This is a genomic window from Cohnella sp. 56 (assembly GCF_037963805.1).
GTDB lineage: Bacteria > Bacillota > Bacilli > Paenibacillales > Paenibacillaceae > Cohnella.
This window is the reverse complement of sequence record NZ_JAZDQE010000011.1, coordinates 88,269-113,091: the sequence shown is the minus strand read 5'-3', so window position 1 is coordinate 113,091 and position 24,823 is coordinate 88,269. Positions and strand designations below refer to the sequence as shown.

Sequence of the window (24,823 nt, the reverse complement as noted above, 5' to 3'; positions counted from 1 at the left end):
AACAACGTTTACCCTGACATCCGAATGATGCAACAACGCATGCCCGACAGTTTGATAGGATGCCCTATCGATATGATGCTATAATGATGGAATGTCAATACGGAAGGGGGAGGACTATGCGCCGCAGCTGTATCGCCGCGTTATTGGCCGGAGTCGTCTGCCTGCACGCCGCAGCTTGCGCCGCTGCGGTCGCCCCGCTCGGTACGGCCCTGGGCGACGCCGCGTCCGCATCGGCCCGAATCGGCGCGCAGGCGCAACCCGCAGGCGCCGCGGCCACTGCCCCGGCCGTCGCCGTCGCCGTCGCCGCGGCGGACAAGACCGATGTCCCGGACGCGAGCATCCCCGTCAAGAAGCGCGAGCTGCCTGCAGGATTCGTCTATCTGGACGAAGTTATCCCGTCCGCGGAGTACGATATCCGTTACTACGGGGATTACAACTTCGTGGGCGCCCGGGTGGACGGCTACAAGGCGCCGTACGCCATCATGACCGCACAGGCCGCGAAGGCGCTCAAGGCGGTGAGCGCGGATCTGGCCGCGAAGGGCTACAAGCTGGTCGTCTACGACGCCTATCGCCCGCAGAAGGCGGTCGATCACTTCATCCGCTGGTCCAAGGACCCGAAGGACCAGACGACCAAAAATATTTTTTATCCGGATACGGACAAAAGCAAGCTGTTCAAGCTTGGCTACCTGTCGAGCAAGTCGGGGCATTCGAGAGGCAGCACGGTCGACCTGTCGATCGCCAGCATCAAGACCGGCAAGCTCGTCGACATGGGCGGCGGCTTCGACTTTCTCGGCAGCGTCTCATGGCACGGTACGAAGCTGGTGAACGCGGTGCAGACGGCGAACCGGAACGTGCTGAAGAAAGCGATGGAGAAGCGCGGCTTCAAGGCATACAGCAAGGAATGGTGGCATTATACGTTAATTAAGGAGCCGTATCCGAAGACGTATTTCAACTTTGACGTAGAATAGGAGCTGACAAGAGGATGCTTCTGACGCTGCTGATACTCGCCTTCCTGGCGCTCTCCGTCATTGCCGCCTTTTCGGACAAGGATGGCCAGGTCGTCTCCAGCTTGGCGCAGACCGCTGCGGTTCATTGCTTGATCTTCGCCGTCGATTGGTATGTCGCGAGTGCGATATGGCTGTGTGCGCTGGCCTCGTTCGCATGGCTGATCCATCAGCTCGCTAGATCGAATACGCGTTGGCGTTGAACGATGAAGGACGCCTCGCACGGTTGTTTCGGAATTTCGCTGTTATTTAACGGGATTAATTCATGTCATTAATCATATAAGAGAGGAAGAGGCTGTGTGCTCGTCGACATTAAAAACAGATTGGACCAGCGCCCCGTATACGAGCTGCTCGAGATGTCCGTGTTCCCGGACCCGGACCGGATCGTCGAGGTGCTGGGTGCGTACAGGCAAGATCCGAAGCTGAATCTTCAAGGCTATGAGGACGAAGGAGAAATGATCGGCATCGTCGGCTATGCCGTCAACGAGGACAAACGTCTCGTCATCCGGCACATCGCGGTTCATCCCGACGAACGGGGTAAAGGGTACGGCAGAGGCATCGTGCTGCTCCTGCTCGGCGCCGAGAATCCGGCCTCGATCGAAGCGGAGACGGATGAGGACAGCGTCGGTTTTTATAGAAGCATCGGGTTCACGATTCATAGTCTGGGCGAGCTGTATCTGGGCACGGAACGTTACCGCTGCATTTACGTCGCCGATCCGGAGGACGAGGACGCCGATTAATCGGGCGGTCAGGAGGAATAGTATGCGCACGCTGCTTGATATTTTCGGATATATCATCCTGTTGTTCGGGACGCTGCTCGGCGCGATGAGCGGATCGCTGATCCTGATCGTCGTCAGCATTGTCGGCGGTCTGTTGCTGCTGGCGCTGTCGCATCTGATCGGTATCGCGGAAAATGTCCAGGCGCGCTTGCTGGATCTGCCGCCGACGCTGAATACGGTGCGGGCGGTCGTCCAGGGCGCGGCTGCAGTCCGCGTAGAAGCAGAGGATATCGAGCTGTATCCTGCCGCTGACGCCAAGTATGAGTTGATTGAGCTGGACGACGAGCAGTATATGCGCACCAAGGCATTCCGGCATTATCTCGCCGTCATGGACAGCCGCTACACATTCTCTTTGCCCAATCGGCCGTCAATTACGCTGCACTGCGCGTACGATTACGATCGGGGAATCGAACTGTTCGCGCTGGACGGGCAGTCGTTCGTGATGTTGAAGGCGATCGGCGTAGAGGCCGTTCGGGACAACGGTGTCATCAGACTATATGCGCGTTCTGGCGAGGACGACGAAGGAGAGGTATAAGCACATCATGACGGATTTAAACATTCGGCAAGCGACCATACACGATCTGGCGCTGATCGTGCCGCTCTTTGACGCCTACAGATCGTTTTACGGTCAGCCGTCCGACGAGGCCGGCGCCAGGTCGTATCTGACCGCCCGACTCGGACAGCTCGAGTCGGTCATCTTGCTGGCGCAGCACGAGGGAGCCGCGAATGCCGCCGGGTTCGTCCAGCTTTATCCATCGTTTTCTTCGATCTCCATGAAGCGGCTATGGATATTGAACGACTTGTTCGTACATACGCTATATCGCAAGGGCGGCGTGGCTAGCCGACTTCTCGAAGCGGCGAAGCGTCACGCGGTCGCGACGGGGGCCAAGGGGCTGACGCTGTCAACGGCGCTGGACAACGTCGGCGCGCAGCGTCTCTACGAGCGGGCCGGCTATGAGAGAGACGAAGCATTCTGTTATTATGATCTGACTTTGTAGCCGGCGACGGCTGCATTACCCGGAGGTGCCCAGATGATCTTACAGTCGGCATTGCTCAGCGTTAGGCCCGAATCCGCGAGTGAATTCGAGAGTAGCTTCCGCAAGGCGCAGCATATGTTGACCGGCGCAAGGGGCTACATCTCGCATGAGCTGAACAAATGTGTGGAAAAGAACGGCCAGTACCTGCTGCTCGTCCAATGGCAGTCGGTCGGAGATCATGTCGCAGCATTCGTCCGGTCGCAGGGATATGCGGAGTGGGAAAAGGCGCTGGCGCCTTTTTACGTGGAGGAGCCGCAGAGCGACCACTATGTAAGGATTCGATTGGACGGCCCGGCGAGCCTGGCAAAAGAGAGGGAACATCGTGCAGAAGAAAGACATGAAGATTGAGCTTGCCCGCATCGAAGACCTGCCCGGGATCGTCGATATATACAACGCGACGATTCCAAGCAGGCAGGTGACGGCCGATCTGGAGCCGGTCTCGGTCGAGAGCAGGGTATCATGGTTCGAGGCCCATGCGCCGCAGCGCCACCCGCTGTGGGTGCTCCGCCTGGAAGGCCGGATCGCCGGATGGCTCAGCTTCTCGGCGTTCCATAGCCGGGCTGCGTACGATGCGACGGCCGAGATCAGCATTTATATCGCCGCGGACTGCCGCGGCCGCGGACTGGGCGGCGTACTGATCCGGCATGCGATCGCGGCCGCGCCGCCGCTCGGCATCCGGACGCTGGTCGGCCTCGTATTCGGCCACAACGAGCCGAGCCTCGGATTGCTGCGCAAGCACGGGTTCGAGCGCTGGGGTCTGCTGCCGCGCGTCGCAGCGCTGGACGGTGTCGAGCGCGATCTCGTTTTCGTCGGTCTGCGGGTCGCGGATTGAATAGCGACCCGCCGGATGCGGCTGCCGATCCCGGCGCCGCGACTTGAGCTTTATTTCCGCCCAGGCTGTGCTGCAGTTTATCACAATCGCTTTGCCATACGACAACGATGCCGCCTTCCTCCGAAGAGCGGTTTTTGTTTTTGTCCGAAATTGTATATTCAAAAACAAACAAAGATGATATAGTGAAAACAAAAGAAAACAAAAACAAATACTCGGAGGTCTCATCTCATGGTTCAAAGTCTGTGGAATTCCTCGGAAGCATCCAAGCAACAAAACGCGCTCGATCAGCTCGTCTACCGCTCCAACATCATCGGCGCCGACCGGCGCGTCTGCAACTGGGGCGGCGGCAACACGTCCGCGAAGACGGTTGTGAAGGATTTCCGCGGCCGCGACGTCGAAGTGATGTATGTGAAGGGCAGCGGCTCCGACCTCGCCTCGATGAAGGCCGGCAACTTCACGGGCCTCCGCATGGACGACATCCGCCCGCTGTTCGAGAAGGACGAGATGCCGGACGAAGAGATGGTCGCTTACCTCGTCAACTGCATGATCGACGTTAAGCACCCGCGTGCCTCGATCGAGACGCTGCTGCATGCGTTTCTGCCGTTCAAGCATGTCGACCACACGCACCCGGATTCGATCATCAGCCTGTGCTGCGCGGACAACGGCAAGGCGCTGGCGAAGGAAATTTTCGGCGACCGCTTCGTATGGGTGCCTTATATCCGCCCGGGCTTCAAGCTGTCCAAGATGATCGCGGAGGGCGTGCTGGCCAACCCGAACGCCGAGCTGGTGCTGATGGAGAAGCACGGCCTCGTCACCTGGGGCGAGACGAGCGAGGAAGCGTACGCGCAGACGATCAAGATCATCAGCGAAGCCGAGGCATTCATCGAAGCGCGCGTCGACGCGGCGAAGCTGTTCGGCGGCGTCAAGCATGAGGCGCTCCCGGCCGACGTCCGCCGCAGCATCGCGGCGCAGGTCATGCCGACGATTCGCGGCGCGGTCAGCGATGCCAAGAAGATGATCCTGTCGTTCGATGACGCGGACGACGTGCTCGCGTTCGTAGGCGGCGAGGCTTCGCCGAAGCTGTCCCAGGTCGGCGCCGCCTGCCCGGACCACCTCGTGCACACGAAGGTCGTGCCGCTGTTCGTCGACTGGGCGCCTGATGCGGACGACGTCGAGGGCCTGAAGGCGATCCTCAAGGAGAGCGTAGCCGCCTACAAGGAGCAGTACAAAGCATACTTCGAGCGCAACAAAAACGAAGGCGACGTCATGTTCGAGCCGGCACCGCGCGTCATCCTGATCCCGGGCGTCGGCATGATCAACACCGGCAAGAGCTGGGCGATGTCCCAGGTGAGCGGCGCGCTGTACCACCGCGCGATCGCGGTCATGCGCGGCGCGACGGCGCTCGGCGAGTTCGTCTCGCTCAGCGAGAACGAGTCGTACAATGTCGAGTACTGGCCGCTCGAGCTGTACAAGCTGACGCTGGCTCCAGCCGAAGCCGAGTTCTCGCGCAAGGTCGCGTTCATCACCGGCGGCGCGGGCGGCATCGGCAGCGAGACGGCGCGCCGTCTCGTCTCCGAAGGCGCGCATGTCGTGCTGGCCGACCTCAATCTTGAGGGCGCCGAGAAGATAGCGGCCGAGATCAACGCCCGCTACGGCGACAACCGCGCGATCGCGGTCAAGATGGACGTGACCAGCGAAGAAGCGGTCCAGGCGGCCTATGCGGCGACCGCGCTCGCATACGGCGGCGTCGACATCATCGTCAACAACGCGGGTCTGGCGACGTCCAGCCCGTTCGAGGAGACTTCGCTCAAGGAATGGAACCTGAACATGAACGTGCTCGGCACCGGCTACTTCCTCGTCGCTCGCGAGGCGTTCAAGCTCATGAAGGCGCAGGCGGTCGGCGGCAGCATGGTGTTCATCGGCTCCAAGAACTCGGTGTACGCCGGCAAAAACGCCACCGCCTACAGCGCGGCCAAGGCGCTCGAAGCCCATCTGGCCCGCTGCATCGCGGCCGAAGGCGGCGAGCACGGCATTCGCGTCAATACGATTCTGCCCGACGCCATCCTGCAGGGCTCCGCGATCTGGAACGGCAGCTGGCGCAATGAGCGCGCCGCCGCCTACGGCATCGAGCCGGACCAGCTCGAGGAGTACTACCGCAAGCGCACGACGCTGCTCGTGAACATCTACCCGCGCGATATCGCCGAGGGCGTGGCGTTCTTCGCATCGTCCAAGGCCGAGAAGACGACGGGCTGCATGCTGACGATCGACGGCGGCGTACCGGCCGCGTTCACGCGCTAAGACATCGATTCCGTCGGCACGGCCGACGAAGGAAAAGGAGGAAGGCGCATGACCCAGGCGACAGGCGAAAAGCGTTGGTTCATTCCCGACGCCTATATTCCGGAGCATAGCGCCGGCCGGCTCACGAGCCATGAGTCCGTATGCGTGCTGAATACGGCTTCGGACGATGCGCTGCTGCAGTTTACGATTTATTTTGAGGACCGCGAGCCGATCGAGGATATTCTGGTCGTCGTGCCGGCCCGCCGCACGCGTCATATCCGCACTTCGTCGCTGGCCAAGGACGGCAGGACGATCCCGCCCGGCGTGCCGTACGCCATCGAGGTGCGCAGCGACATCAAGGTCATCGTGCAATACAGCCGGCTGGACGCGACGCAGGCGGAAAATGCGCTCATGTCGGTCATGGCCTATCCGATTCATTAATCGCAAGCTTGGCCGAAGCGGCGCGGCGCAAGAGAGCCCGCCGCTCCCGGTCTTTTATAGAGGAGGATCATCGTTCATGCCAACCAACGATACGCTCAAGCAATACGAAGCCGCCAAGGCGCAATACGCGGCGCATGGCATCGACGTCGATGCGGCGCTCGCGAAGCTGTCCGAGATCAAGATCTCCATGCACTGCTGGCAGGGCGACGATGTGCGCGGCTTCCTGAACCGCGACCAGGATCTGACCGGCGGCATCGCCGTCACCGGCAATTATCCGGGCGCCGCGCGCACGCCTGCCGAGCTGCGGGCCGATCTGGAAAAGGCATTGTCGCTCATTCCCGGCAAGCACAAGGTGAACTTGCATGCGATCTATGCCGACACCGACGAAAAGGTGGACCTGGACGCGATCGAGCCGCGCCACTATGAGAAGTGGGTCGAGTGGGCGAAGGCGCAGGGGCTGGGCCTGGACTTCAATCCGACCTGCTTCTCGCACGAGAACTCCAAGGACGGCTTCACGCTGAGCCATGCGGACCCGGCGATCCGCGAATTTTGGATCGAGCACTGCAAGCGCTCCCGCCGCATCGGCGCGTACTTCGGCGAGCAGCTCGGGCAGACCTGCGTCACGAACGTCTGGGTGCCGGACGGCTTCAAGGACACGCCGGTCGACCGGCTCGCGCCGCGCAGGCGGCTGAAGGAATCGCTCGACGAGGTGTTCGCGGAGGCGCTGAATCCGGCGCACAACCTCGATGCCGTCGAGAGCAAGGTGTTCGGTCTCGGCGCGGAAGCCTATACCGTCGGCTCGCACGAGTTTTATATGGGCTACGGCCTGCAGCATAACAAGCTCATCTGCCTGGACGCCGGCCACTTCCACCCGACCGAGGTCATCTCGAACAAGCTGTCCTCGCTGTCGCTGTTCGCCGAAGGCATGCTGCTGCACGTGAGCCGTCCGGTCCGCTGGGACAGCGATCACGTCGTCGTCCTCGACGACGAGCTGCTCGACATCGGCCGCGAGCTCGTGCGCGGCGAGCTGCTCGGCAAGACGCATATCGGCCTCGACTTCTTCGACGCGAGCATCAACCGCGTAGCCGCATGGGTCATCGGCACGCGCAACACGATCAAGTCGCTGCTGCTCGCGCTGCTCGAGCCGACAGACGCGCTGCGCAAGGCGGAGCTGGACGGCGACTACACGACGCGCCTCGCGCTCGTCGAGGAGTTCAAGACGTATCCGTTCGGCGCGATCTGGGACTACTACTGCGAATCGCAGGGCGTGCCGGTGCGCGAGCGCTGGCTGGCCGAGGTCAAGGCGTACGAGCGGGACGTGCTCGCCGCGCGCGGCTGATAGCTTAACCTATAGCGGAGGTTGCTGACAATGGCCGACATATTGGCTTACGATTTGGGCGCGAGCAGCGGCCGGGCGCTGCTCGGCAGGCTGACGGACGGCCGGATCGAGACGGAGGAGCTTCACCGCTTCCCCAACGATCCCGTGCAGATCGGCGGGAGGCTGCATTGGGATATCCTGCGGCTGCTGCACGAGATGAAGCAGGCGCTGCTCATCGCCAAGCAGCGGGGCATCGAGATAAGGAGCATCGGCATCGACTCCTGGGCCGTCGACTTCGGCTTCGTCGGCGAGAGCGGCGAGCTGCTCGGCAACCCGTATCATTACCGCGACGCGCATACGGCAGGGATCATGCCATTGTTGTTCGGGGAAATATCCGAAGCCGAGCTGTTCGCCAGAACCGGCATTCAGTTCCAGCCGTTCAACTCGATCTTTCAGCTGTACGCGCTGAGGACCGCCGGCAACCCGCTGCTCCGCGAAGCGAAGCGCTTCCTCATGATGCCGGATCTGCTGCGCTACTTCCTCACGGGCGAGATGCACGGCGAGTTCACGAATGCGACGACGACGCAGCTGTTCAGCGCGACGGCGAAGGCGTGGGACCCGGAGCTGCTGGCGCTGCTCGGGGTGCCGGCGGACTGGTTCGGCGACGTGCTCCAGCCGGGCTCTCCGGCAGGTACGCTGAGCGAGGCGGTGCAGGCGGAGCTCGGCGTGCCGGCGATCCCGGTGTACGCGGTCGCCGAGCATGACACCGGCTCGGCCGTCGTCGCGGTGCCGGCGCTCGACGAGCACTTCGCCTATCTCAGCTGCGGGACGTGGTCGCTGATCGGCACGGAGGTCGCCGAGCCGGTGCTCACGGATCGCGCACGGGAGCTGAACTTCACCAACGAGGGCGGTGCCTGCGGCACGTACCGGCTGCTCAAGAACATCATGGGATTGTGGATCGTCAACGAATCCCGCAGAGCGTGGCAGCGGGCGGGCAGCGCCTATTCGTTCCCTGAGCTGGTGGCGCTGGCCGAGGGCGCGCCGGCATTCGCCGCCTATATCGATCCGGACGACGAGCTGTTCCTGCCGCCGGGCGACATGCCGGGCAGGATCGCCGAATACTGCCGCCGCACGGGGCAGCGGCCGCCGGAGGGCGTCGGCGAGACGATGCGCTGCATTCTCGAGAGTCTGGCGCTGAAGTACCGGTATGCGCTCGAGCGGGTGGAGGAGCTGTCCGGGCGCCGCTACGGCGGGCTCCATATGGTCGGCGGCGGCATCCAGAACACGCTGCTGTGCCGGTGGACCGCATCCGCGATCGGCAAGCCGGTATGGGCCGGCCCGGCCGAGGGCAGCGCGATCGGCAACCTGGCCGTACAGTGGATCGCCTCGGGCGAGCTGGCCGACCTGCGCGAAGCGCGCCGCATCATCCGCGATTCGTTCGGCGTGGCGACCTATGAGCCTGCGGACGCGGCCGCCTGGGAGGCCGCCTACGGAAATTTCTTGCGGGCGACATCGCTATCGAAGTAGGATATAAGGAAAAGGAGGACGCCGAATGCTCGTCGCGGAACGTTATGAAAAAATCGTGGAGCTCGTTAACGAACGCGGCAGCATCCGCGTGTCCGAGCTGTCCGAGCTGTGCGGCGTGACGGAGGAGACGATCCGGCGCGATCTGGACCGGCTGGAGCAGGCGGGACGGCTGCGCAGGTCGCACGGCGGCGCCGTCAGCGTCAAGGATCAGGATCAGCACACGCAGCCCGAGACGCCGTACTCCGAACGGGAGATCATCCGCGCGGACGACAAGCGGCGGATCGCCCTCGAGGCGATCAAGCTCATCTCGCCGGGCGACCGGATACTGCTCGACGCCAGCTCCACGACCTGGTACATGGCGCGCGAGATGCCGGACATCCCGCTCACCGTGCTGACCAACTCGATCAAGGTCGCGCTCGAGCTCGCCGGCAAGGAGCGCATCGAGGTCATCTCGACAGGCGGCCAGCTCGCCCGGCGCTCGCTGTCGTATGTCGGCCCGCTCGCCGAGCGCTCGCTCGACGCCTATCACGTCGACAAGCTGTTCCTCTCGTGCAAAGGCGTACATCTGGAGCGCGGCATCAGCGAGTCCAACGAGCTGCAGGCGCGCATCAAGCACAAGATGATCGGTATGGCCGACCAGGTGTTCGTGCTGGCCGACTCGAGCAAGTTCGGTTTGCAGGCGTTCACGCATGTATCCGACTTGTCCGAGGTGAACCGCCTCGTGACCGACCGCCGCGTACCGGGCGACATCGTGCGCGAGCTGGAGGCGCGGGGCATCGGCGTGAGCACGGTGTAGCTTGCTGGCGGGGCGCTGCGCCGTTGGCGCTGCGCGGTCGGCGCTGCGTCGACAAAGCGCGCAGTCTTGCAGCGGCAATCGCGCGTTGTCGCTTGCTTGGACATAGCAAATAAATAACTGCAATTTTACATCTATATATGCACCATGCGGCTTGTTTTTGAAGGATAACTGCAAATATACATCTATTTCGGGAGGATGGGTTCAAATCTGGCCCAAATCGGACGATTTAACTGTATATTTGCAGTTATGCACTCGGCGCGCCCCACGACGAGACGGATAGATGTATAATTGCAGTTAAACATACGCGCTCAAGCCCGCTCAAGCCCGCTCAAGCCCGCTCAAGCCCGCTCAAGCCCGCTCAAGCCCGCTCAAGCCCGCTCAAGCACTTGCCGGCCTCTCTTATCACACTAATTATTTGCCAACATCTCAAAGCGCAGCGCCGTCTGCGCCTGTCTCTACACTCAACTTGTCTGACAACCTGACATATTTCATCTATACGCGAGGTGTTCTTTTATGAAGGTCTCATTGTTCATTACCTGTCTCGGAGATGCGATCTACCCGCGGGTCGGCGAGGCGATGGTGCGGGTGCTGGCGCGGTACGGCGTGTCGCTCGAGTTCCCCCGCGTCCAGACTTGCTGCGGTCAGCCCGCGTTCAACAGCGGCTACTGGCAGGAAGCGCGCGCGAGCGCGAAGACGATACTCGACGCCTTCGAGGACAGCGACTTCGTCATCTCGCCGTCCGGGTCGTGCACGGGCATGGTCCACCATTATCCGAAGCTGTTCGAGTCCGATCCGGTCCAGCTCGCGCGCGCCGAGCGCCTCAGGGACAAGTCGTACGAATTCACCCAGTTCCTCGTCAACGTGCTCGGCGTGACCGACGTCGGCGCGAGATTCCCGCACAAAGTAACGTATCACCCCTCCTGTCACGGCACCCGGCTGCTCGGCGTCAAGCACGAGCCGATGGCGCTCATGTCGCATGTCCGCGATCTCGAGTTCGTGCCGCTGCCCTATGCGGAGGATTGCTGCGGGTTCGGCGGCACGTTCGCGGTCAAGATGGCAGATATATCGGGCGCGATGGTGTCCGAGAAGGTCGACCACGTCAAGGAGACCGAGGCCGAGGTGCTGGTCGGGCTCGACATGGCCTGCCTCATGAATATCGCGGGCAATCTGCGTTATCGCGGCGAGCAGGTGCGGGTGATGCATCTGGCCGAAGTGCTGGCGGAAGGAGCGGGTCTGGCATGAGCGCGCACAAAGGAAGAGCGACGGTCAAAGAGCGGGCGGAGCTGGCGCTGAACGACGAATTTCTAGTCAAGGCGGTCAAGTTCACGACCGAACGGCTGCGTAACGGCAAGAAAAATGCGTCGGCGGAGCACGGCAATTGGGAGGAATGGCGGGAGCGGGGGCGGCAGATCCGGCTGCATACGATCGCTCACCTCGACTACTATCTCAATCTGTTCGTCGACAATGCGAGGGCCAACGGCGTGCACGTGCACTTCGCCGACAAGGGCGAGGACGCCGTCGCCATCGCGATGGACATCGCGCAGCGCAAGGCGGCGAAGACCGTCGTCAAGTCGAAGTCGATGGTGTCCGAGGAGCTGCACCTGAACCATGCGCTCGAGGGCATCGGCGTCGAGGCGATCGAGACCGACCTGGGCGAGTACATCATCCAGTTGGCGGGCGAGATGCCTTCGCATATCGTCATTCCGGCGATCCACAAAAACCGCTACCAGATCGCCGACCTGCTGTCCGAGGTCGCGGGTGAGCGGCTGGAGGCCGACACGACGATTCTCGCCGGCTTCGTGCGCAAAAAGCTGCGCGAGAAGTTCCTCGAGGCCGACATCGGGATGACCGGTTGCAACTTCGCGATCGCCGAGACCGGCTCGATGGTGCTGTTCGAGAACGAAGGCAATGCGCGCATGGTCACGACGGTGCCCAAGACGCAGATCACGCTCATGGGCATGGAGCGCATTATCCCCTCGTTCGAGGACCTCGAGGTGATGGCGACGCTGCTGCCGCGCTCGGCGACCGGGCAGAAGCTGACGATGTACATGTCTGCAATCACCGGACCCAAGCGGACGGCCGACGCCGATGGCCCCGAGGAGATGCACATCATCATCGTCGACAACGGGCGCTCGCTCCAGCTCGGCGATCCCGAGTTCCAGGAGCTGCTCAACTGCATCCGCTGCGGCGCCTGTCTGAACGCCTGCCCGGTGTACCGCCATATCGGCGGCCATGCGTACGGCAGCACGTACAGCGGCCCGATCGGCGCGGTGCTCACGCCGGCGCTCAACAAGAACATCGCCGAGTGGGACGATATCGCCAACGCGTCCAGTCTGTGCGGCGCCTGCTACGAGGCGTGCCCGGTCAAGATTCCGCTGCACGATATGCTGATCTACCTGCGGCGGCGCAAGGTGGAGACGGGCAACGGCAAAGCGATCGAGACGGCCGGCATGAAGGGCTTCGCCGCGCTGACAGGCTCAAGCGCGGCGATGAAAGCCGCGCTCGCGATCGGCAAGCTCGGCCAGCGGCTCGTCGTGCGCGGCGGCGAGATTCGCACCAAGCTCGGCCCGCTCAAGGGCTGGAACAGCTACCGGGTGACGCCGAGCCTGCCGAGACGCTCGTTCCGCGACCGGTGGGAGAAGCTGGAGCGCGAGGTCGGCGGCACGCGGCCGCAGATGGCGCCGGACATGCAGCGCAGGATGGAAGAAATCGTGAAGCAGCGGGAACAAGGAGGCGGCGGACATGGCGGACATTAAGCGGGATGCGGCAGTCGGTGCCGCGACCGGGAGCGGATCGACGCGAGCGGAAGCGGTGGGGAGCGAATCGTTGCCGGCTGGGGCGGCAGCAGGCGAGACATTGTCCGAGGAACGCGCTGTGACCGCCGGCGCGGCGTCCGGATCCGGCGACGCGCCGGCCGATCCGGCACACGCCGCCTGGCTGGCGGACATGGAGCGGGCGTCCCGCGCCAAGCAGGTGACGTTCATGGACGGCATCGCCGCCAGGCTGCGCCATGCGCGGACGACGGTGAAGCCGGAGCAGCCTATGCGCGGCGCGCCGGATTTCTGGCGGGCGTTCGATTGGACGCCCGAGGAGCGCATCGAGCGCTTCCAGGCCAACTGGCGCAGCGTCGGCGGCCATACGGAGCGCGTCGCGGATCTGGACGCGGCAGGCCGCTTCATCGCTGAGCGGGCGGAGGAGCTGGGCGCCCGCATCATCGTGCGCCAGGATCAGCCGGAGCTGGCTACGCTCGGACTGGAGGCGGCTGTGCCGCAGGCCGAGGTATCGGTCTGGAATAGCGACGGGGACGTGTACTGGAAGGCGCGCGCGGCCGAAGCCGACATCGGCGTCGTGCTGGCCGATGGGGCGCTCGCCTACACCGGCACGGTCGTCGTGCGCTCCGCACCCGGCAAGGGGCGCTCGGTGTCGCTGCTGCCGACCGTGCTGTTCATCCTGATTCCAGCCGAGCGGCTCGGCACCCGGCTGGGCGAAGCGCTCGTGCCGATGGACGAGGCAGGCCGCGAGGCGCTGCCGGCCGGCGTCCACTTCATATCCGGACCGAGCCGGTCGTCGGATATCGAGAACGACCTGACGATCGGCGTCCACGGTCCCGGTGTCGTGTACGCGCTCATCGTCGGCTGAGCCTGATCATGAGCATGAGCATCCACGGGAGGCGAGACCGATCGAAGCGAAGCGTCTGACCAAGCGCAACCACTATGAAGAGATCGCATTGCAAATCCGGCGGCAGATCGAGGACGGCAGGCTGAAGCCGGGCGACAAGCTCCCTTCGACGCGGGAGATCTCCGAACAGTTCGGCGTCGGCCGCTCGACGACGCGCGAGGCGCTCAGCGCGCTCAAAGCGATGGGCCTCATCGACATCCGCCAGGGCGGCGGCTGCCGGGTCGCCGCCGCGCCTCCGGACCCGCAGCGAGCTGCGCCGGAGGCGGCAGGCCCGCCCGAGCTGCTGTCGCTGCGCGACGGGCGCAAGACGCTGCTCGAGCTGCTCGAGGTGCGGCAGACGCTCGAGGTGTCGATCGCTTCGATCGCCGCCGCGAAGCGCACAGCCGAGGATCTCGCCGCCCTGCGCGCGCTGCTGAAGGAGATGGAGGCCGGGATCGGCGACGATATCGAAGGCGAGCGCACCGATCTTGAATTCCACATGCTGCTCGCCAGAGCGACGCGCAACGAGATCATGATCTCGCTGTTCGCGTCGATCACGGGCCAGATGGAGCGGGCGATCCGCGACATCCGCCGCGTCGAGCTGTACGCGAGCAGGTCGGTCGCGCGCCGGCTGTACGAGGAGCACTCGGCCATCCTGGAGGCCGTAGCCGAGCAGGAGCCGCTCGCGGCATCGCTGCGCATGAACGAGCATCTCGCGCATGTGGAGCGGATGCTGCTGCGCCATCTGTAAGAGCGCAAGCACAGAATTTGCAACAGGGACGGGGCGCTGGCCGCTTCGTCCTTGTTTGCCCTTCAGCCGAACAGGTAGCCGAGCAGCTGTCGTCCGGCGAACGCATAGACGAACATCATCGGGAGCTTGCCGAGCGCGGTGCCGGCAATGTAGGGCAGCGGCCGGATGCCGGCGGCGGCCGCATACAGATTGACGAGCGGCTGCGGCAGGAAGGGGATAAGGCGGGCGACGAATACGAACCAGAACGGCCGCCGTCCAAGCCGGGCCGTCAGCGCCCGCAGTCTCGGCGCGCGGGACAGCCAGTCCGAGGCCGCATCCGCGAGGAACAATCGCGCATAGCCGTACATGAGGAGCGCCGCGGCCGTCGCGCCGAACCAGGAGATCAGGGCGCCGCCGGGCGCGCCGTACGCATAGGCGGCGAGCGCGATGAACGCCTTGTACGGCAGCACCGGGAACAAGGCGAGGACGACGGCCAGCGTCAGCATGACGGCGAGCGAGCCCGAGCCGCGCTCCATGAGCTCGAGCAGCTCGTCCTTGCAGAGCCATATCCCGACGATGACGAGGCCGTATGCGGCGGCGGCCCATCCGATTTTTTTTATCGCAGCTGCTTTCAACGCGCTGTCCCTCTTTTCCGCTGCCGTCTCCGACAGACCTCGGCATTCCCTTTCTGCGAACACTCTCTCCAGCCTACCGCAACCGGCCGCAGCATCGCAATCCCCCCGCGCCCAACCTGCCGTCAACCTGCCGTCGGGCTTGCTTCGAGCGGGACCGGAGCATATACTATATCCCAATATAATGCGGGGCTGGCCCGTATGGACGCACTGAACGAAGAGGAGCAAGATGCCGATGACGCTGCACCGAGGACAAGCGAGCCTGCGCAAGATGAGACTGTTCGATACCGAAAACATTCATTCCGGCGAGGACCGCGACGAATATGAAAAGGACTATGCGCGCCTCATTCAATCTCCGTCGTTCCGGCGGCTCCAGGGCAAATCCCAGGTGTTCGGCGCGGGCAGCGGGGACTACTACCGGACGCGGCTGACGCATTCGATCGAGGTGTCGCAAATCGCGCGCGAGGTCGCCCGCAGATTGGGCAAGCACGAGGCGCTGCTGGCCAAGCGGGAGCATCCGGGCCTCATGCTTGATCCGGAAGTCGTGGAGGTGGCCGCGCTCGCCCACGATCTCGGGCATCCGCCGTTCGGGCACAAGGGCGAAGAGGTGCTCAACGACGTGCTGACGGAGGAGTTCGGTCTGAAGTACGAGGGCAACGCGCAGAACTACCGGATTCTGATGTTCCTCGAGAAGCGGGCGGGCAGCGACAGCGGATTGGACCTCTGCGCTTCGGTGCTGCTCGGCATCAACAAATACCCTTACAACCTCGACGAGCCGGGCAGGCTGAAGGGCGTCTATCATATGGAATGGGAAGGCATCGGCTATTTGCGGGACTTGTGGGGAATGCCGGAGGGCTGTGCGACGCTCGAGGCGCAGCTGATGGACCTGTGCGACGATATCGCGTATTCGACGCACGACCTGGAGGACGGCATCCGGGCGGGCAAGATTCCGATGAGCCGGACGCTGTTCGAGGACGACCGCATCGTGGCCGCGCTCGTGCAGGAGATCAGGGACGATCCGGGCAACCACCATATGAGCTGGGATCAGATCGACCTGCCGTCCATGGTGCGCACTGTGCTGAGCGCCTATCTGGAGCAGTGGGAGCAGATTTATGTCGAATGCGGCGGGGAGCCTTCGCGGGCCAGACGCGAGATGAAGGCGCGCTGGGTGCGCAGGTTTGCCAATCAGGTCGGAATTCTGGACGATCCGGCGCGGGGCTGGAAAAAGGTCACGTTCATCCGCGACGGCGCGCAGGATCTCGAGCTGCTGCGGACGATGGAAATATTGAAGAAGCTCGCCTGGGTGACGCTGATCAAAGACTTCCGCGTACAGCGGCTGCACAAGCGCAGCGAGGTGATGATCCGCAGGCTGTGGGGCAGCTTCAAGGAATACGAGACCGGCAAGCTCATCATTCCGCCGGACTGGCTGGAGAGCTTCGAGCTGCACAAGGGCCGCTGGCCGTGGGAGCGGCTCGTGGCGGACTATTTGTCCGGCATGACGGACGCCTATGCGGAGAAGGTGTACGCCGAGTTTTTTGCGAGCCGCTCGGGCTCGATCTATGAGCGGGATTGACGACTTCGCCACGGTGGCTTGACTCTGACATTAATGGCAGGGTGTATGCTGGGATCAGCCTGGAGGGAAGGAGGAGGAGCGGCATGAAGATCGGCGAGCTGTCGCGCAGGACGGGCGCGAGCATCCGGTCGCTGCGCTACTATGAGGCGCAGGGACTGATCGCGCCGCTGCGGGAAGCGAACGGTTACCGCGAATATTCGCCGCTGGCCGAGGAGCAGGTGCGGACGATCCGGTTTTATTTGCAGCTGGGGCTGACGACGGAGCAGATCGCGGGCTTCCTGCATTGCGTACTGAGCCGGCCGGAGCAGTTCTGCACCGAGGTGCTCCCGGTTTACGAGAGCAAGCTGGCCGACATTGAGGCCCAGATCGCACAGCTGGCGCGTATTCGCGACAATCTGGTCGACCGCATCTCTTCCTTCAGAGGCGAATCGGATTCCGGCGAAGGAGAGTCGACGAGGCATGAGAGAAGTGAACGATATTGATTTTGGGATGGCGGTCCGGAGCTCGGGCGTCACGCTGGTGGACTTCGGGGCGACCTGGTGTCCGCCGTGCAGAGCGCTGGAGCCGGTCATTGAGCAGCTGGCGACCGAATACGGCGAGCGGGTGGAGATCGTCAAGGTCGATACGGACGAGTCGCCCGAGACGACTTCTGCCTATGGCGTGATGTCCAATCCGACCGTCATTCTGTTCAACGACGGCCAGCCGGTGGAGAAGCTCGTCGGGCTCCGCCCGATCGATGTGTATCGGACGGCGCTCGCGCGTTATCTCTGAACATTGTAAGGGCGGATGCCGAATACCCCTGCGACGGCTGCGGCGCAGGGGTATTCGCGGTGAGATGCGGGAAGATTGTTCGTTGTGCGGCGTGGGTCAAGACGATACAAATAAAATCCCAGTCAGCAGTTGACATACCCTACGGGGGTATATTATATTATAAATACCAACACATAAAGGAGCTGTCGGAAATGCAAACGACCCTGAAAGTTGAAGGTATGTCCTGCGGACATTGCGCGAACAGCATCGAGGGCGCGCTCAAGGAGATCGGCGCGCAAGCGAAGGTGGATCTGGCGGGCGGATCGGTGGATGTAAGCTATGACGAGAGCAAGCTCGCACTGGCGGATATCAAGGTCGCCATTCAGGATCAAGGCTACGAGGTCGTCTAAAGTTTGATTTCATAGAACCGTTCAGGGAGCCATGCTGCGCTAGCCGCGGATGGCTCTTTGTAATGAGGCTCGCCCTTGGCGGCCTTCCTCCCAAACCCGAGCCCAAGCCTGAGCCCGCATTCGCATGTTGCGATAAGTGCTAAAAATTTGCCGAGCCGCCCGGGATTAACTGCGTTTTGACAAATATCCTCTCAAGTAACGGTCTCCCCGAAGAAATTCGCTGCTGAATAGCAGCTGCAGTAGCGTCATTCGGCATGGAGTCGGCAAATCGTTCTCTATCGGAGCGGCGATCAGTCAGCCAACGCCGAAGCGTCAGTCCCATACGAAAACCGCCAAGGAAACGAATTTCCTTGGCGGTTGATATCGTCAAGCGCCCGATAGTTAACGGGATTAATATCTGCCGCCAAGCTGCTGTTCGGCGATTTGGACGAGGCGCTTGGTGATGTTGCCGCCGAGTTGTCCGGCTTCGCGCGTCAGCATGTTGCCGTAGTATCCGTCCTGCGGGATATTGATGCCTAGCTCGCTTGCGATCTCGTACTTCAGCTGCTCGAGCGCCGAGCGGCATTCCGGCACGATCAGCCGGTTGCTTCTTGCCATGTTGGATCACCTCCGTTGATGGAACTTATTATAGCGAATGGCAGTTCCTTCTATTCGCGGGTTTATGCGCGCGGTAATTAAGATACGAAATGTTTCACGTGAAGCAACATTTTAGGCCATTAATCGACTTCAAGCGCCATACAACCCCATTATTCCCTGCCATCCCTCTCGTTCATGAAGTGTGCGGGCGCGTATCCCGTCAGTTTTTTGAATATCCGATGGAAATAAGACAAGTCCCGATAGCCGACATATTCGGCGATCTCGCCTGCGGTCAGACGGGATTGTTTAAGCATGTTAACAGCCGTCTTGATTCTCGCTGCATGGGCGTATTCGCTGATCGTCTGACCTGTCGTGCGCTTGAACAAGGTGGCGGCGTGATTGGGGGAGCGGCCGATTGCGGCGGCGAGATCTTCTTTTGTTATCCTTTCCCGGTAATGACCGGCGATATAGGCCTTCATTCGCTCGGCCAGCAGCAGTGCCGAAGGACTGAGCGGCTCCCGCTCCAGCTCCCGGCTCCACAGGGCGACGAGCTCGAGCAGGATTGCCGAGCAGCGGACGTTCGCATACGGCGCCTGCTCCTGCCATTCGGTATGTACGACTCTCAGCCGATCGGTCATCCATTCGTACCGGCCGGGCTTGGCGATACGCGGCAGCCCGTCATCGAAGAGCGGCAGTCCTGCAGGAGCCGCGGCAAGGTCGAGCGTGACGGCATATTTCTCGTGAAAGACGCCGGGCAGACTGTCCGTCGCATAAGCCGTATGCGGAGGAATGTATATAAAATCGCCCTTCTCCGCAACCCAAGCGATATTTTCGAACGACACCCGGATTTTCCCGTACGTCAAAACAAACAGAAGACCATAGGAGCGGTCGGCCTGGTAGCGATTCGACGAATGCAGTCCGCGGTCCAGCCGGCAATCGATGAGCATGCGGAAACTCTCCTTAATTTATCGTACTATAGTCATTCAATCATACTATAGTTCGTATCCAAGCGGTCGGAATAAGTCTAAAATGTACAAGACAGGTCGAATTTCGGCAATCGGAAAGGAAGAGCAGCTTTGAGGAAAACAAAAATCGTATGTACGATGGGACCGGCGTGCGACTCGGTCGATACCTTGAGACGGATGATCGGCGCAGGCATGAACGTGGCCCGGCTGAATATGGCGCACGGCGAGCTGGCCGATCACAGCGGCCGCATCGTCCGCATCCGTGAAGCCGCAGCGGCGCAGCAAGCGCTCGTCCCCATTCTGATGGATATCAAGGGACCGGAGGTGCGAATCGGCAAGCTGGCCGAGCCGGGCGAGCTGAAGGCGGGCGATACGCTCGTGCTGACGACGGAGACGATCATCGGCGATTTGAAGCGCATCTCGGTCAACTACAGCGAGCTGCCGCTCGTCGTCAAGCCGGGCAACCGGATTCTGATCGACGACGGCTTGATCGAGCTGACGGTTAAAGAAGTCTCGGAAACGGAGATCGTCTGCGGCGTCGTGAACGGCGGCGTCATCAAATCGAGCAAAGGCGTCAATCTGCCGGGCATCAAGACGACGCTGCCCGGCGTCACCGAGCGCGACATCATGCACATCAAGTTCGGCGTCGAGGAGCGCATCGACATCATCGCGCCTTCGTTCGTCCGCAGAGCCGAAGACATCCTGCAAATTCGCGGCTTGCTCGAGGAGCTGGGCGCGTCTCACATCCAGATCATCTCGAAGATCGAGAATCAGGAAGGTGTCGACAATCTGGATGCGATCATCGAAGCGTCCGACGGCATCATGGTCGCCCGGGGCGATCTGGGCGTCGAGATTCCGGTCGAGGATGTGCCGATGATCCAGCGTCAGATGATCGAGAAGTGCAACCGGGCCGGCAAGCCCGTCATCGTGGCGACGCATATGCTCGACTCGATGCAGGTCAATCCGCGTCCGACGCGCGCCGAGGTGAGCGATGTCGCGAATGCGGTCATCCAGGGTGCCGATTCGGTCATGCTGTCGGGCGAATCCGCAGCGGGCAAGTATCCGGTCGAATCGGTGGCGACGATGTCGAACATCGCGCTCAAGGCCGAGTCGATGCTCGATTATCAGGAGGAATTCCTGCAGCGGACCCGGGTTCAGCCGCAGACGACAACCGAAGTCATCAGCCAGGCGGTCGTCAGCTCCGCGCTCGAGCTCGGCGTCAAGGCGATTCTGACGCCGACGGAGAGCGGGTTCACCGCGCGCATGGTGTCCAAGTACCGTCCCAAGGCGCCTGTCGTCGCCATCGCTTATGACGTCAGGACGCTGATGAAGCTCTGTCTGCTGTGGGGCGTCGTGCCGGTCATGGGCACCAAGGAAGCGACCACGGACGATCTGATTGCGGCTGCCGTCAGACATGGCCGCAACCAAGGGCTGGTAAGCTCCGGCGACCTCGTCGTCATTACGGCCGGCACCCCGCTCGGCCAGTCCGGCGCCACCAATTTGATCAAGATCGAACAGATTTTTTAATGACATTAATTAAACGACCTTATTCCTGGGAGCCGGCACGCGATTGCGTGCCGGCTCTTTGCCGATAGGATGGATATTGTCGGCGATTATGTTACAATCGTCAACATATACTACTATTCGCGCATAGACGCGGAAAGCGGGGGAATCTGCGATGACCTACCGGATTGAACGGGACTTCCTGGGTGAGAAGGAAGTGCCGCAAGAAGCTTATTACGGCATTCAGACGATGCGGGCCGTCGAGAACTTCCCGATCACGGGCATTCCCGTCAAGCATGAACTGATCGTGGCGCTGGCGCATGTCAAGAAGGCGGCCGCCAAGGCGAACGCGATGACGCGTCTGCTGCCGCAGCCGATCGCCGATGCGATCGCCCAGGCGGCGGACGAAGTCGCCCAGGGGAGCTTCGCCGACCAGTTCATCGTCGATTCGATTCAAGGCGGCGCAGGCACGTCGATCAACATGAATATGAACGAGGTGCTCGCCAACCGGGCGCTCGAGCTGATGGGCAGGGAGAAGGGCGACTATTTCCACTGCAGCCCGAACAATCACGTCAACATGTCCCAGTCGACCAATGACGCGATTCCGACCGCGCTTAAGATTGCCGCATACATACAGTCTCACCGTTTGCTCCAGACGCTGGCGGAGCTGCGCTCCGGCCTCGCTGCGAAGGCCAGCCTGTGGGATGACGTCATCAAGATGGGCAGAACGCATCTGCAGGATGCCGTACCGATCCGGCTCGGACAGGAGTTCGGCGCCTATGCCGCCGTCATCGGCAGAGATGTCACGCGCATCGCCACTGCGACCGGCCACCTGCTCCACGTGAACATGGGGGCTACCGCCGTCGGCACCGGCCTGAATGCGAAGCCCGAATACATCATTGAGGTCGTGCGGCTGATGGCCGAGGATCTCGGCATCCCGCTCGTCTCCGCCGACGATCTCGTCGACGCGACGCAGAATACGGACGCATATACCGAGCTGTCCGCTTCGCTCAAGGTGTGCGCGGTCAATTTGTCCAAAATATGCAACGATATCCGCATGATGGCTTCGGGTCCGCGCACCGGCCTCGGCGAGCTCGCGCTGCCGCCGCGCCAGCCGGGCTCGTCCATCATGCCGGGCAAGGTGAATCCGGTCATGGCGGAGGTCGTGAACCAGACGGCATTCCAGGTGATCGGAAACGATCATACGATCTGCCTGGCCTGCGAAGCCGGACAATTCGAGCTTAACGTCATGGGCCCGGTCATCGCGATGAACCTGCTGCAGTCGTTGCGCATTCTCCGCAATGCGGTGGACGTCTTCATGAAGTACGCGCTCGAGGGGCTCGAGGCGAACAGAGAGCGCTGCGCGGCCTACGTGCGCGACAGCTTCGGCATCGTGACGGCGCTCAACCCGCATCTGGGCTACGAGGTCGCTGCCGGACTGGTGAAGGAGGCGCTCAGGACCGGTCAGCCGCTCCGCGACATCATTCTGGAGCGCAATCTGCTGACCCAGGAGGAGATTGACATCATTCTCGATCCGGTGCAGATGACGTCGCCGGGCATATCGGGAGAATGGCTGATCGGGAACAACGGAGATATGCGCTGAGCGGTCGACGCCGACGGATAAGCCGTTCATCGGGAGAGAGGAGACGGATATGGAGACAAGAACGCTCGGACGAACGGGGATGCAGGTGACGGCCATCGGGTACGGCTCTATGGAGCTGCGCGGATCGCGCGTGTGGAGCGGCCGGCCGGTCGACGACGGGGAAGCGGGCCGCGTGCTGAACGAAGTGCTCGACCAGGGCATCAACTTTATCGATACCGCCTATTCCTACGGCGAAGCCGAAGCGCTGATCGGCCGTCATATCGGCCATCGGCGCCATGAATATATGCTGGCTACCAAATGCGGCAGGGAGGTCATCGACCGCGGCACGCATGACGAGACGCCGCACTGCTGGAACCGCCGGTTTCTGACGGACAGCTTCGACGAGAGCCTGCGCCGGTTGAATACCGACTACGTGGACCTGCTGCAGCTGCACGGTCCGATGCCCGAAGATGCGCGCAGCGAAGAGCTCGTCGAGTGGCTTCACGGTCTCCGTCAAGCGGGCAAGGTACGCTGGATCGGCATCTCGAGCTTTTTGCCGGCCGCCCCGCACTTTATCGAAGCGGGAGACTTCGATACGATCCAGATGCCGTACTCGGCGCTTGAACGCGCGCACGAGTATTGGATCGCCGAAGCTGCGGCCCGCGGCGCGGGCGTCATCGTGCGCGGCGGCGTCGGCCGGGGCGAGCCTGGCGCCGGACTCGGCCAGGAGGACCAGTGGGCATGGTGGGACCGCGCCGGACTGGACGAGCTGCTGGCGGAGGGAGAGAGCCGCACGAGCTTCATGCTTCGCTTCACGATGAGCCACCCGGACGTATCCACGATCATCGTCGGCACCAAAAATCCGGCGCATCTGCGGGACAATGTCGCACAAGCCGGACGCGGCGCGCTCCCGGCGGACGTCTATGAGGAAGCGAAGCGGCGGCTGACGGCGGCGGGCTCCGTGCCCGAGCGGACGCGAACGTCTTGAAGGCTCCCGATCGGATTACACATCCGGCCTGGCGGGTAAGAAGGGCTATAGCCTAGCCAATCTGCCACCAGGGAGTGAGCAATATGGGAAAAACAAATAAAGTGTTGATCGTCGTGACAAACGGTCGTCAGCTCGAAGACGGCCCGATCGCGGGGGTATGGTGGTCGGAGGTCGCGGAGCCGATCGAAGAGTTCAAGGCGCAGGGCTTGGAAGTAACGATCGCAAGTCCCAAGGGCGGCGAAGCACTGGTCGATCCGGCGAGTCTGAAGGATGCCGGGGAGCACGCCGAACATCATTATAAAAAGTGGCTGTCGTCGACAACGGAGCTGAAGAAGGCGAAGACGCAGGATTACGACGCCATCTTCCTCGCCGGCGGCCACGGCGCCATGTTCGACTTTCCGCACGACGTCCACCTGCAGAATCTGCTGACGGACTTCGTGACGGCGGGCAAGCCGATCGGCGCCGTCTGTCACGGCGTAGCCGGACTCGTCGGCGCGAAGCTCGACACGAGCAACCCGCTTGTGGAGAACAAGCGGCTGACCGGCTTCACCAATGCGGAGGAGGCTAACTCGCCGCTGCAGAGCAAGCTGCCGTTCCTGCTGGAGACGAAGCTGAAGCAGCTGGAGGCGCACTTCGATGCCGGCCCTGACTTCGCCGAGCATGTCGTCGTCGACGGCGGGCTCGTGACGGGCCAGAATCCGGCTTCGTCAAGAGCGGCTGCGCGTGCGGTCGCCGAGCTGATCGGCATGCAGAAGCCGCTTGAACACCGTCAGGGACGCGTGCCGGGAGGTGTCAACGAATGAACGGATTGAGCGAAGAACAGCTGGCTCGTCTGAAGGAGTCGCTCCTCGCCGAGCGGCATGACATCGACCGCCACTTCTTGATGGAGGGCGAGGACGGCCCGACGACCCTCACCGACGATACGGGCGAGCTGTCGTCCTACGACAACCACCCCGCGGATCTCGGGACCGAGACGTTCGAGCGGGAGCGCGACGCGGCGATCGACGACCGCTTCGCCGAGCGCAGGGAAGAGATCGAGCGCGCGCTGTCCAAGATGGAGGACGGCACATACGGCCTGTGCGAGATCAGCGGCGAACCGATCGGCTATGAGCGGCTCGAGGCACTGCCCGCGGCGCGCTACGCGATCGAGCATGTGCCGGCCGAGGAGCAGGCGCCGGGGCTGTATCGACCGGTCGAGGAGGAAGTCATGACGCGGCCGCCTACAGGAGCCGGCGAGCATCGCCAGCGGCAGGCGGGCCGGTTCGACGATGCCGACGCCTGGAAGTCGGTCGAGGAATACGGCAATGCGTCGGACACGCAGCCGACCGGCGTCAGCGCCGATTCCGACAACTGAGACGGCCGGCCTTGGGCCATGAAGCGCGGCGGATGAGAGATTTCTCATCCGCCGCGTTTTTTTGCGACAGCAGCGGTCCAGCCTTCCCTTTA

28 protein-coding genes are annotated in these 24,823 nt (G+C 62.5%); 25 read left to right on the top strand and 3 right to left on the bottom strand.

The window, feature by feature from the left end:
* Positions 1 to 116 precede the first annotated feature (116 nt).
* From VQ071_RS18920 to VQ071_RS18845, 16 genes are all read left to right on the top strand, one after another.
* Positions 117 to 968 carry a M15 family metallopeptidase gene (locus VQ071_RS18920; RefSeq protein ID WP_340515706.1) on the top strand — a complete coding sequence of 284 codons (852 nt, stop codon included), beginning with the start codon at positions 117 to 119 and terminating at the stop codon, positions 966 to 968.
* Between the two features lie 14 nt (positions 969 to 982).
* On the top strand, positions 983 to 1,207 hold the full coding sequence (locus VQ071_RS18915) for a hypothetical protein (RefSeq protein ID WP_340515705.1): 225 nt from the start codon (positions 983 to 985) through the stop codon (positions 1,205 to 1,207).
* A gap of 96 nt (positions 1,208 to 1,303) precedes the next feature.
* A complete protein-coding gene (locus VQ071_RS18910) occupies positions 1,304 to 1,744 on the top strand; it encodes a GNAT family N-acetyltransferase (RefSeq protein ID WP_340515704.1) in 441 nt (146 codons plus the stop codon).
* Between the two features lie 22 nt (positions 1,745 to 1,766).
* Positions 1,767 to 2,318: a hypothetical protein gene (locus VQ071_RS18905; RefSeq protein WP_340515703.1), complete on the top strand. Its 552-nt coding sequence runs from the start codon at positions 1,767 to 1,769 to the stop codon at positions 2,316 to 2,318.
* Positions 2,319 to 2,325: 7 nt separating this feature from the next.
* Entirely contained in the window at positions 2,326 to 2,781 is a 456-nt protein-coding gene (locus tag VQ071_RS18900) for a GNAT family N-acetyltransferase (protein WP_340515702.1), read from the top strand.
* A 33-nt stretch (positions 2,782 to 2,814) separates the two neighbouring features.
* Positions 2,815 to 3,168 carry an antibiotic biosynthesis monooxygenase family protein gene (locus VQ071_RS18895; protein ID WP_340515701.1) on the top strand — a complete coding sequence of 118 codons (354 nt, stop codon included), beginning with the start codon at positions 2,815 to 2,817 and terminating at the stop codon, positions 3,166 to 3,168.
* Positions 3,158 to 3,652, top strand: a complete 495-nt coding sequence (locus VQ071_RS18890; RefSeq protein ID WP_340515870.1) for a GNAT family N-acetyltransferase — start codon at positions 3,158 to 3,160, stop codon at positions 3,650 to 3,652. The genes VQ071_RS18895 and VQ071_RS18890 overlap by 11 nt, the downstream gene beginning before the upstream one ends.
* A gap of 228 nt (positions 3,653 to 3,880) precedes the next feature.
* Positions 3,881 to 5,950 carry a bifunctional aldolase/short-chain dehydrogenase gene (locus VQ071_RS18885; RefSeq protein WP_340515700.1) on the top strand — a complete coding sequence of 690 codons (2,070 nt, stop codon included), beginning with the start codon at positions 3,881 to 3,883 and terminating at the stop codon, positions 5,948 to 5,950.
* Between the two features lie 48 nt (positions 5,951 to 5,998).
* Positions 5,999 to 6,370, top strand: coding sequence for a sensory rhodopsin transducer (locus VQ071_RS18880; protein WP_340515699.1), 372 nt, complete (start codon positions 5,999 to 6,001; stop codon positions 6,368 to 6,370).
* Positions 6,371 to 6,446: 76 nt separating this feature from the next.
* Complete coding sequence (gene rhaA / locus VQ071_RS18875) at positions 6,447 to 7,709, top strand: L-rhamnose isomerase (protein ID WP_340515697.1); 1,263 nt, start codon at positions 6,447 to 6,449, stop codon at positions 7,707 to 7,709.
* A 30-nt stretch (positions 7,710 to 7,739) separates the two neighbouring features.
* Entirely contained in the window at positions 7,740 to 9,215 is a 1,476-nt protein-coding gene (locus tag VQ071_RS18870; RefSeq protein WP_340515696.1) for a rhamnulokinase, read from the top strand.
* Between the two features lie 25 nt (positions 9,216 to 9,240).
* Positions 9,241 to 10,011, top strand: coding sequence for a DeoR/GlpR family DNA-binding transcription regulator (locus tag VQ071_RS18865; protein ID WP_340515695.1), 771 nt, complete (start codon positions 9,241 to 9,243; stop codon positions 10,009 to 10,011).
* A 513-nt stretch (positions 10,012 to 10,524) separates the two neighbouring features.
* Positions 10,525 to 11,253 carry a (Fe-S)-binding protein gene (locus VQ071_RS18860; RefSeq protein ID WP_340515694.1) on the top strand — a complete coding sequence of 243 codons (729 nt, stop codon included), beginning with the start codon at positions 10,525 to 10,527 and terminating at the stop codon, positions 11,251 to 11,253.
* Positions 11,250 to 12,767, top strand: a complete 1,518-nt coding sequence (locus VQ071_RS18855; protein ID WP_340515691.1) for a LutB/LldF family L-lactate oxidation iron-sulfur protein — start codon at positions 11,250 to 11,252, stop codon at positions 12,765 to 12,767. Before VQ071_RS18860 ends, VQ071_RS18855 begins: the two co-directional genes overlap by 4 nt.
* A gap of 190 nt (positions 12,768 to 12,957) precedes the next feature.
* The gene (locus VQ071_RS18850) at positions 12,958 to 13,650 is read left to right on the top strand and encodes a LutC/YkgG family protein (protein ID WP_340515869.1); all 693 of its coding nucleotides are present in this window, start codon (positions 12,958 to 12,960) and stop codon (positions 13,648 to 13,650) included.
* On the top strand, positions 13,622 to 14,419 hold the full coding sequence (locus VQ071_RS18845; protein WP_340515690.1) for a FadR/GntR family transcriptional regulator: 798 nt from the start codon (positions 13,622 to 13,624) through the stop codon (positions 14,417 to 14,419). The genes VQ071_RS18850 and VQ071_RS18845 overlap by 29 nt, the downstream gene beginning before the upstream one ends.
* Positions 14,420 to 14,481: 62 nt before the next feature.
* On the opposite strand, the gene VQ071_RS18840 is transcribed toward VQ071_RS18845, so the two are convergent.
* The gene (locus VQ071_RS18840) at positions 14,482 to 15,033 is read right to left on the bottom strand and encodes a TVP38/TMEM64 family protein (protein ID WP_340515688.1); all 552 of its coding nucleotides are present in this window, start codon (positions 15,031 to 15,033) and stop codon (positions 14,482 to 14,484) included.
* Between the two features lie 232 nt (positions 15,034 to 15,265).
* On the opposite strand from VQ071_RS18840, the gene VQ071_RS18835 reads away from it, so the two are divergent.
* The 4 genes from VQ071_RS18835 (at position 15,266) to VQ071_RS18820 (ending at position 17,763) form a co-directional block, all read left to right on the top strand.
* Entirely contained in the window at positions 15,266 to 16,603 is a 1,338-nt protein-coding gene (locus tag VQ071_RS18835; RefSeq protein WP_445293309.1) for a deoxyguanosinetriphosphate triphosphohydrolase family protein, read from the top strand.
* Positions 16,604 to 16,686: 83 nt separating this feature from the next.
* Positions 16,687 to 17,085, top strand: coding sequence for a MerR family transcriptional regulator (locus tag VQ071_RS18830; RefSeq protein ID WP_340515687.1), 399 nt, complete (start codon positions 16,687 to 16,689; stop codon positions 17,083 to 17,085).
* Positions 17,063 to 17,374, top strand: coding sequence for a thioredoxin family protein (locus VQ071_RS18825; RefSeq protein ID WP_340515686.1), 312 nt, complete (start codon positions 17,063 to 17,065; stop codon positions 17,372 to 17,374). Before VQ071_RS18830 ends, VQ071_RS18825 begins: the two co-directional genes overlap by 23 nt.
* A gap of 191 nt (positions 17,375 to 17,565) precedes the next feature.
* Entirely contained in the window at positions 17,566 to 17,763 is a 198-nt protein-coding gene (locus VQ071_RS18820; protein ID WP_340515685.1) for a cation transporter, read from the top strand.
* Positions 17,764 to 18,153: 390 nt separating this feature from the next.
* Here the strand turns inward: VQ071_RS18820 and VQ071_RS18815 are convergent, their stop codons facing one another.
* Both VQ071_RS18815 and VQ071_RS18810 read right to left on the bottom strand, forming a co-directional pair.
* Complete coding sequence (locus tag VQ071_RS18815) at positions 18,154 to 18,360, bottom strand: alpha/beta-type small acid-soluble spore protein (RefSeq protein WP_340515684.1); 207 nt, start codon at positions 18,358 to 18,360, stop codon at positions 18,154 to 18,156.
* Positions 18,361 to 18,509: 149 nt separating this feature from the next.
* On the bottom strand, positions 18,510 to 19,286 hold the full coding sequence (locus VQ071_RS18810) for a helix-turn-helix transcriptional regulator (protein WP_340515683.1): 777 nt from the start codon (positions 19,284 to 19,286) through the stop codon (positions 18,510 to 18,512).
* A 129-nt stretch (positions 19,287 to 19,415) separates the two neighbouring features.
* On the opposite strand from VQ071_RS18810, the gene pyk reads away from it, so the two are divergent.
* The 5 genes from pyk to VQ071_RS18785 all read left to right on the top strand — a co-directional run bounded on the left by pyk (position 19,416) and on the right by VQ071_RS18785 (position 24,731).
* Positions 19,416 to 20,831: a pyruvate kinase gene (gene pyk, locus VQ071_RS18805; protein ID WP_340515682.1), complete on the top strand. Its 1,416-nt coding sequence runs from the start codon at positions 19,416 to 19,418 to the stop codon at positions 20,829 to 20,831.
* 151 nt (positions 20,832 to 20,982) lie between these two features.
* Positions 20,983 to 22,410 carry an aspartate ammonia-lyase gene (locus tag VQ071_RS18800; protein ID WP_340515681.1) on the top strand — a complete coding sequence of 476 codons (1,428 nt, stop codon included), beginning with the start codon at positions 20,983 to 20,985 and terminating at the stop codon, positions 22,408 to 22,410.
* A gap of 49 nt (positions 22,411 to 22,459) precedes the next feature.
* Positions 22,460 to 23,377 (top strand): aldo/keto reductase, encoded by a 918-nt coding sequence (locus tag VQ071_RS18795; RefSeq protein ID WP_340515680.1) that lies wholly within the window; start codon positions 22,460 to 22,462, stop codon positions 23,375 to 23,377.
* Positions 23,378 to 23,460: 83 nt separating this feature from the next.
* Positions 23,461 to 24,180 (top strand): type 1 glutamine amidotransferase domain-containing protein, encoded by a 720-nt coding sequence (locus VQ071_RS18790; protein WP_340515679.1) that lies wholly within the window; start codon positions 23,461 to 23,463, stop codon positions 24,178 to 24,180.
* Positions 24,177 to 24,731 carry a TraR/DksA C4-type zinc finger protein gene (locus VQ071_RS18785; protein ID WP_340515678.1) on the top strand — a complete coding sequence of 185 codons (555 nt, stop codon included), beginning with the start codon at positions 24,177 to 24,179 and terminating at the stop codon, positions 24,729 to 24,731. Before VQ071_RS18790 ends, VQ071_RS18785 begins: the two co-directional genes overlap by 4 nt.
* Positions 24,732 to 24,823 lie beyond the last annotated feature (92 nt).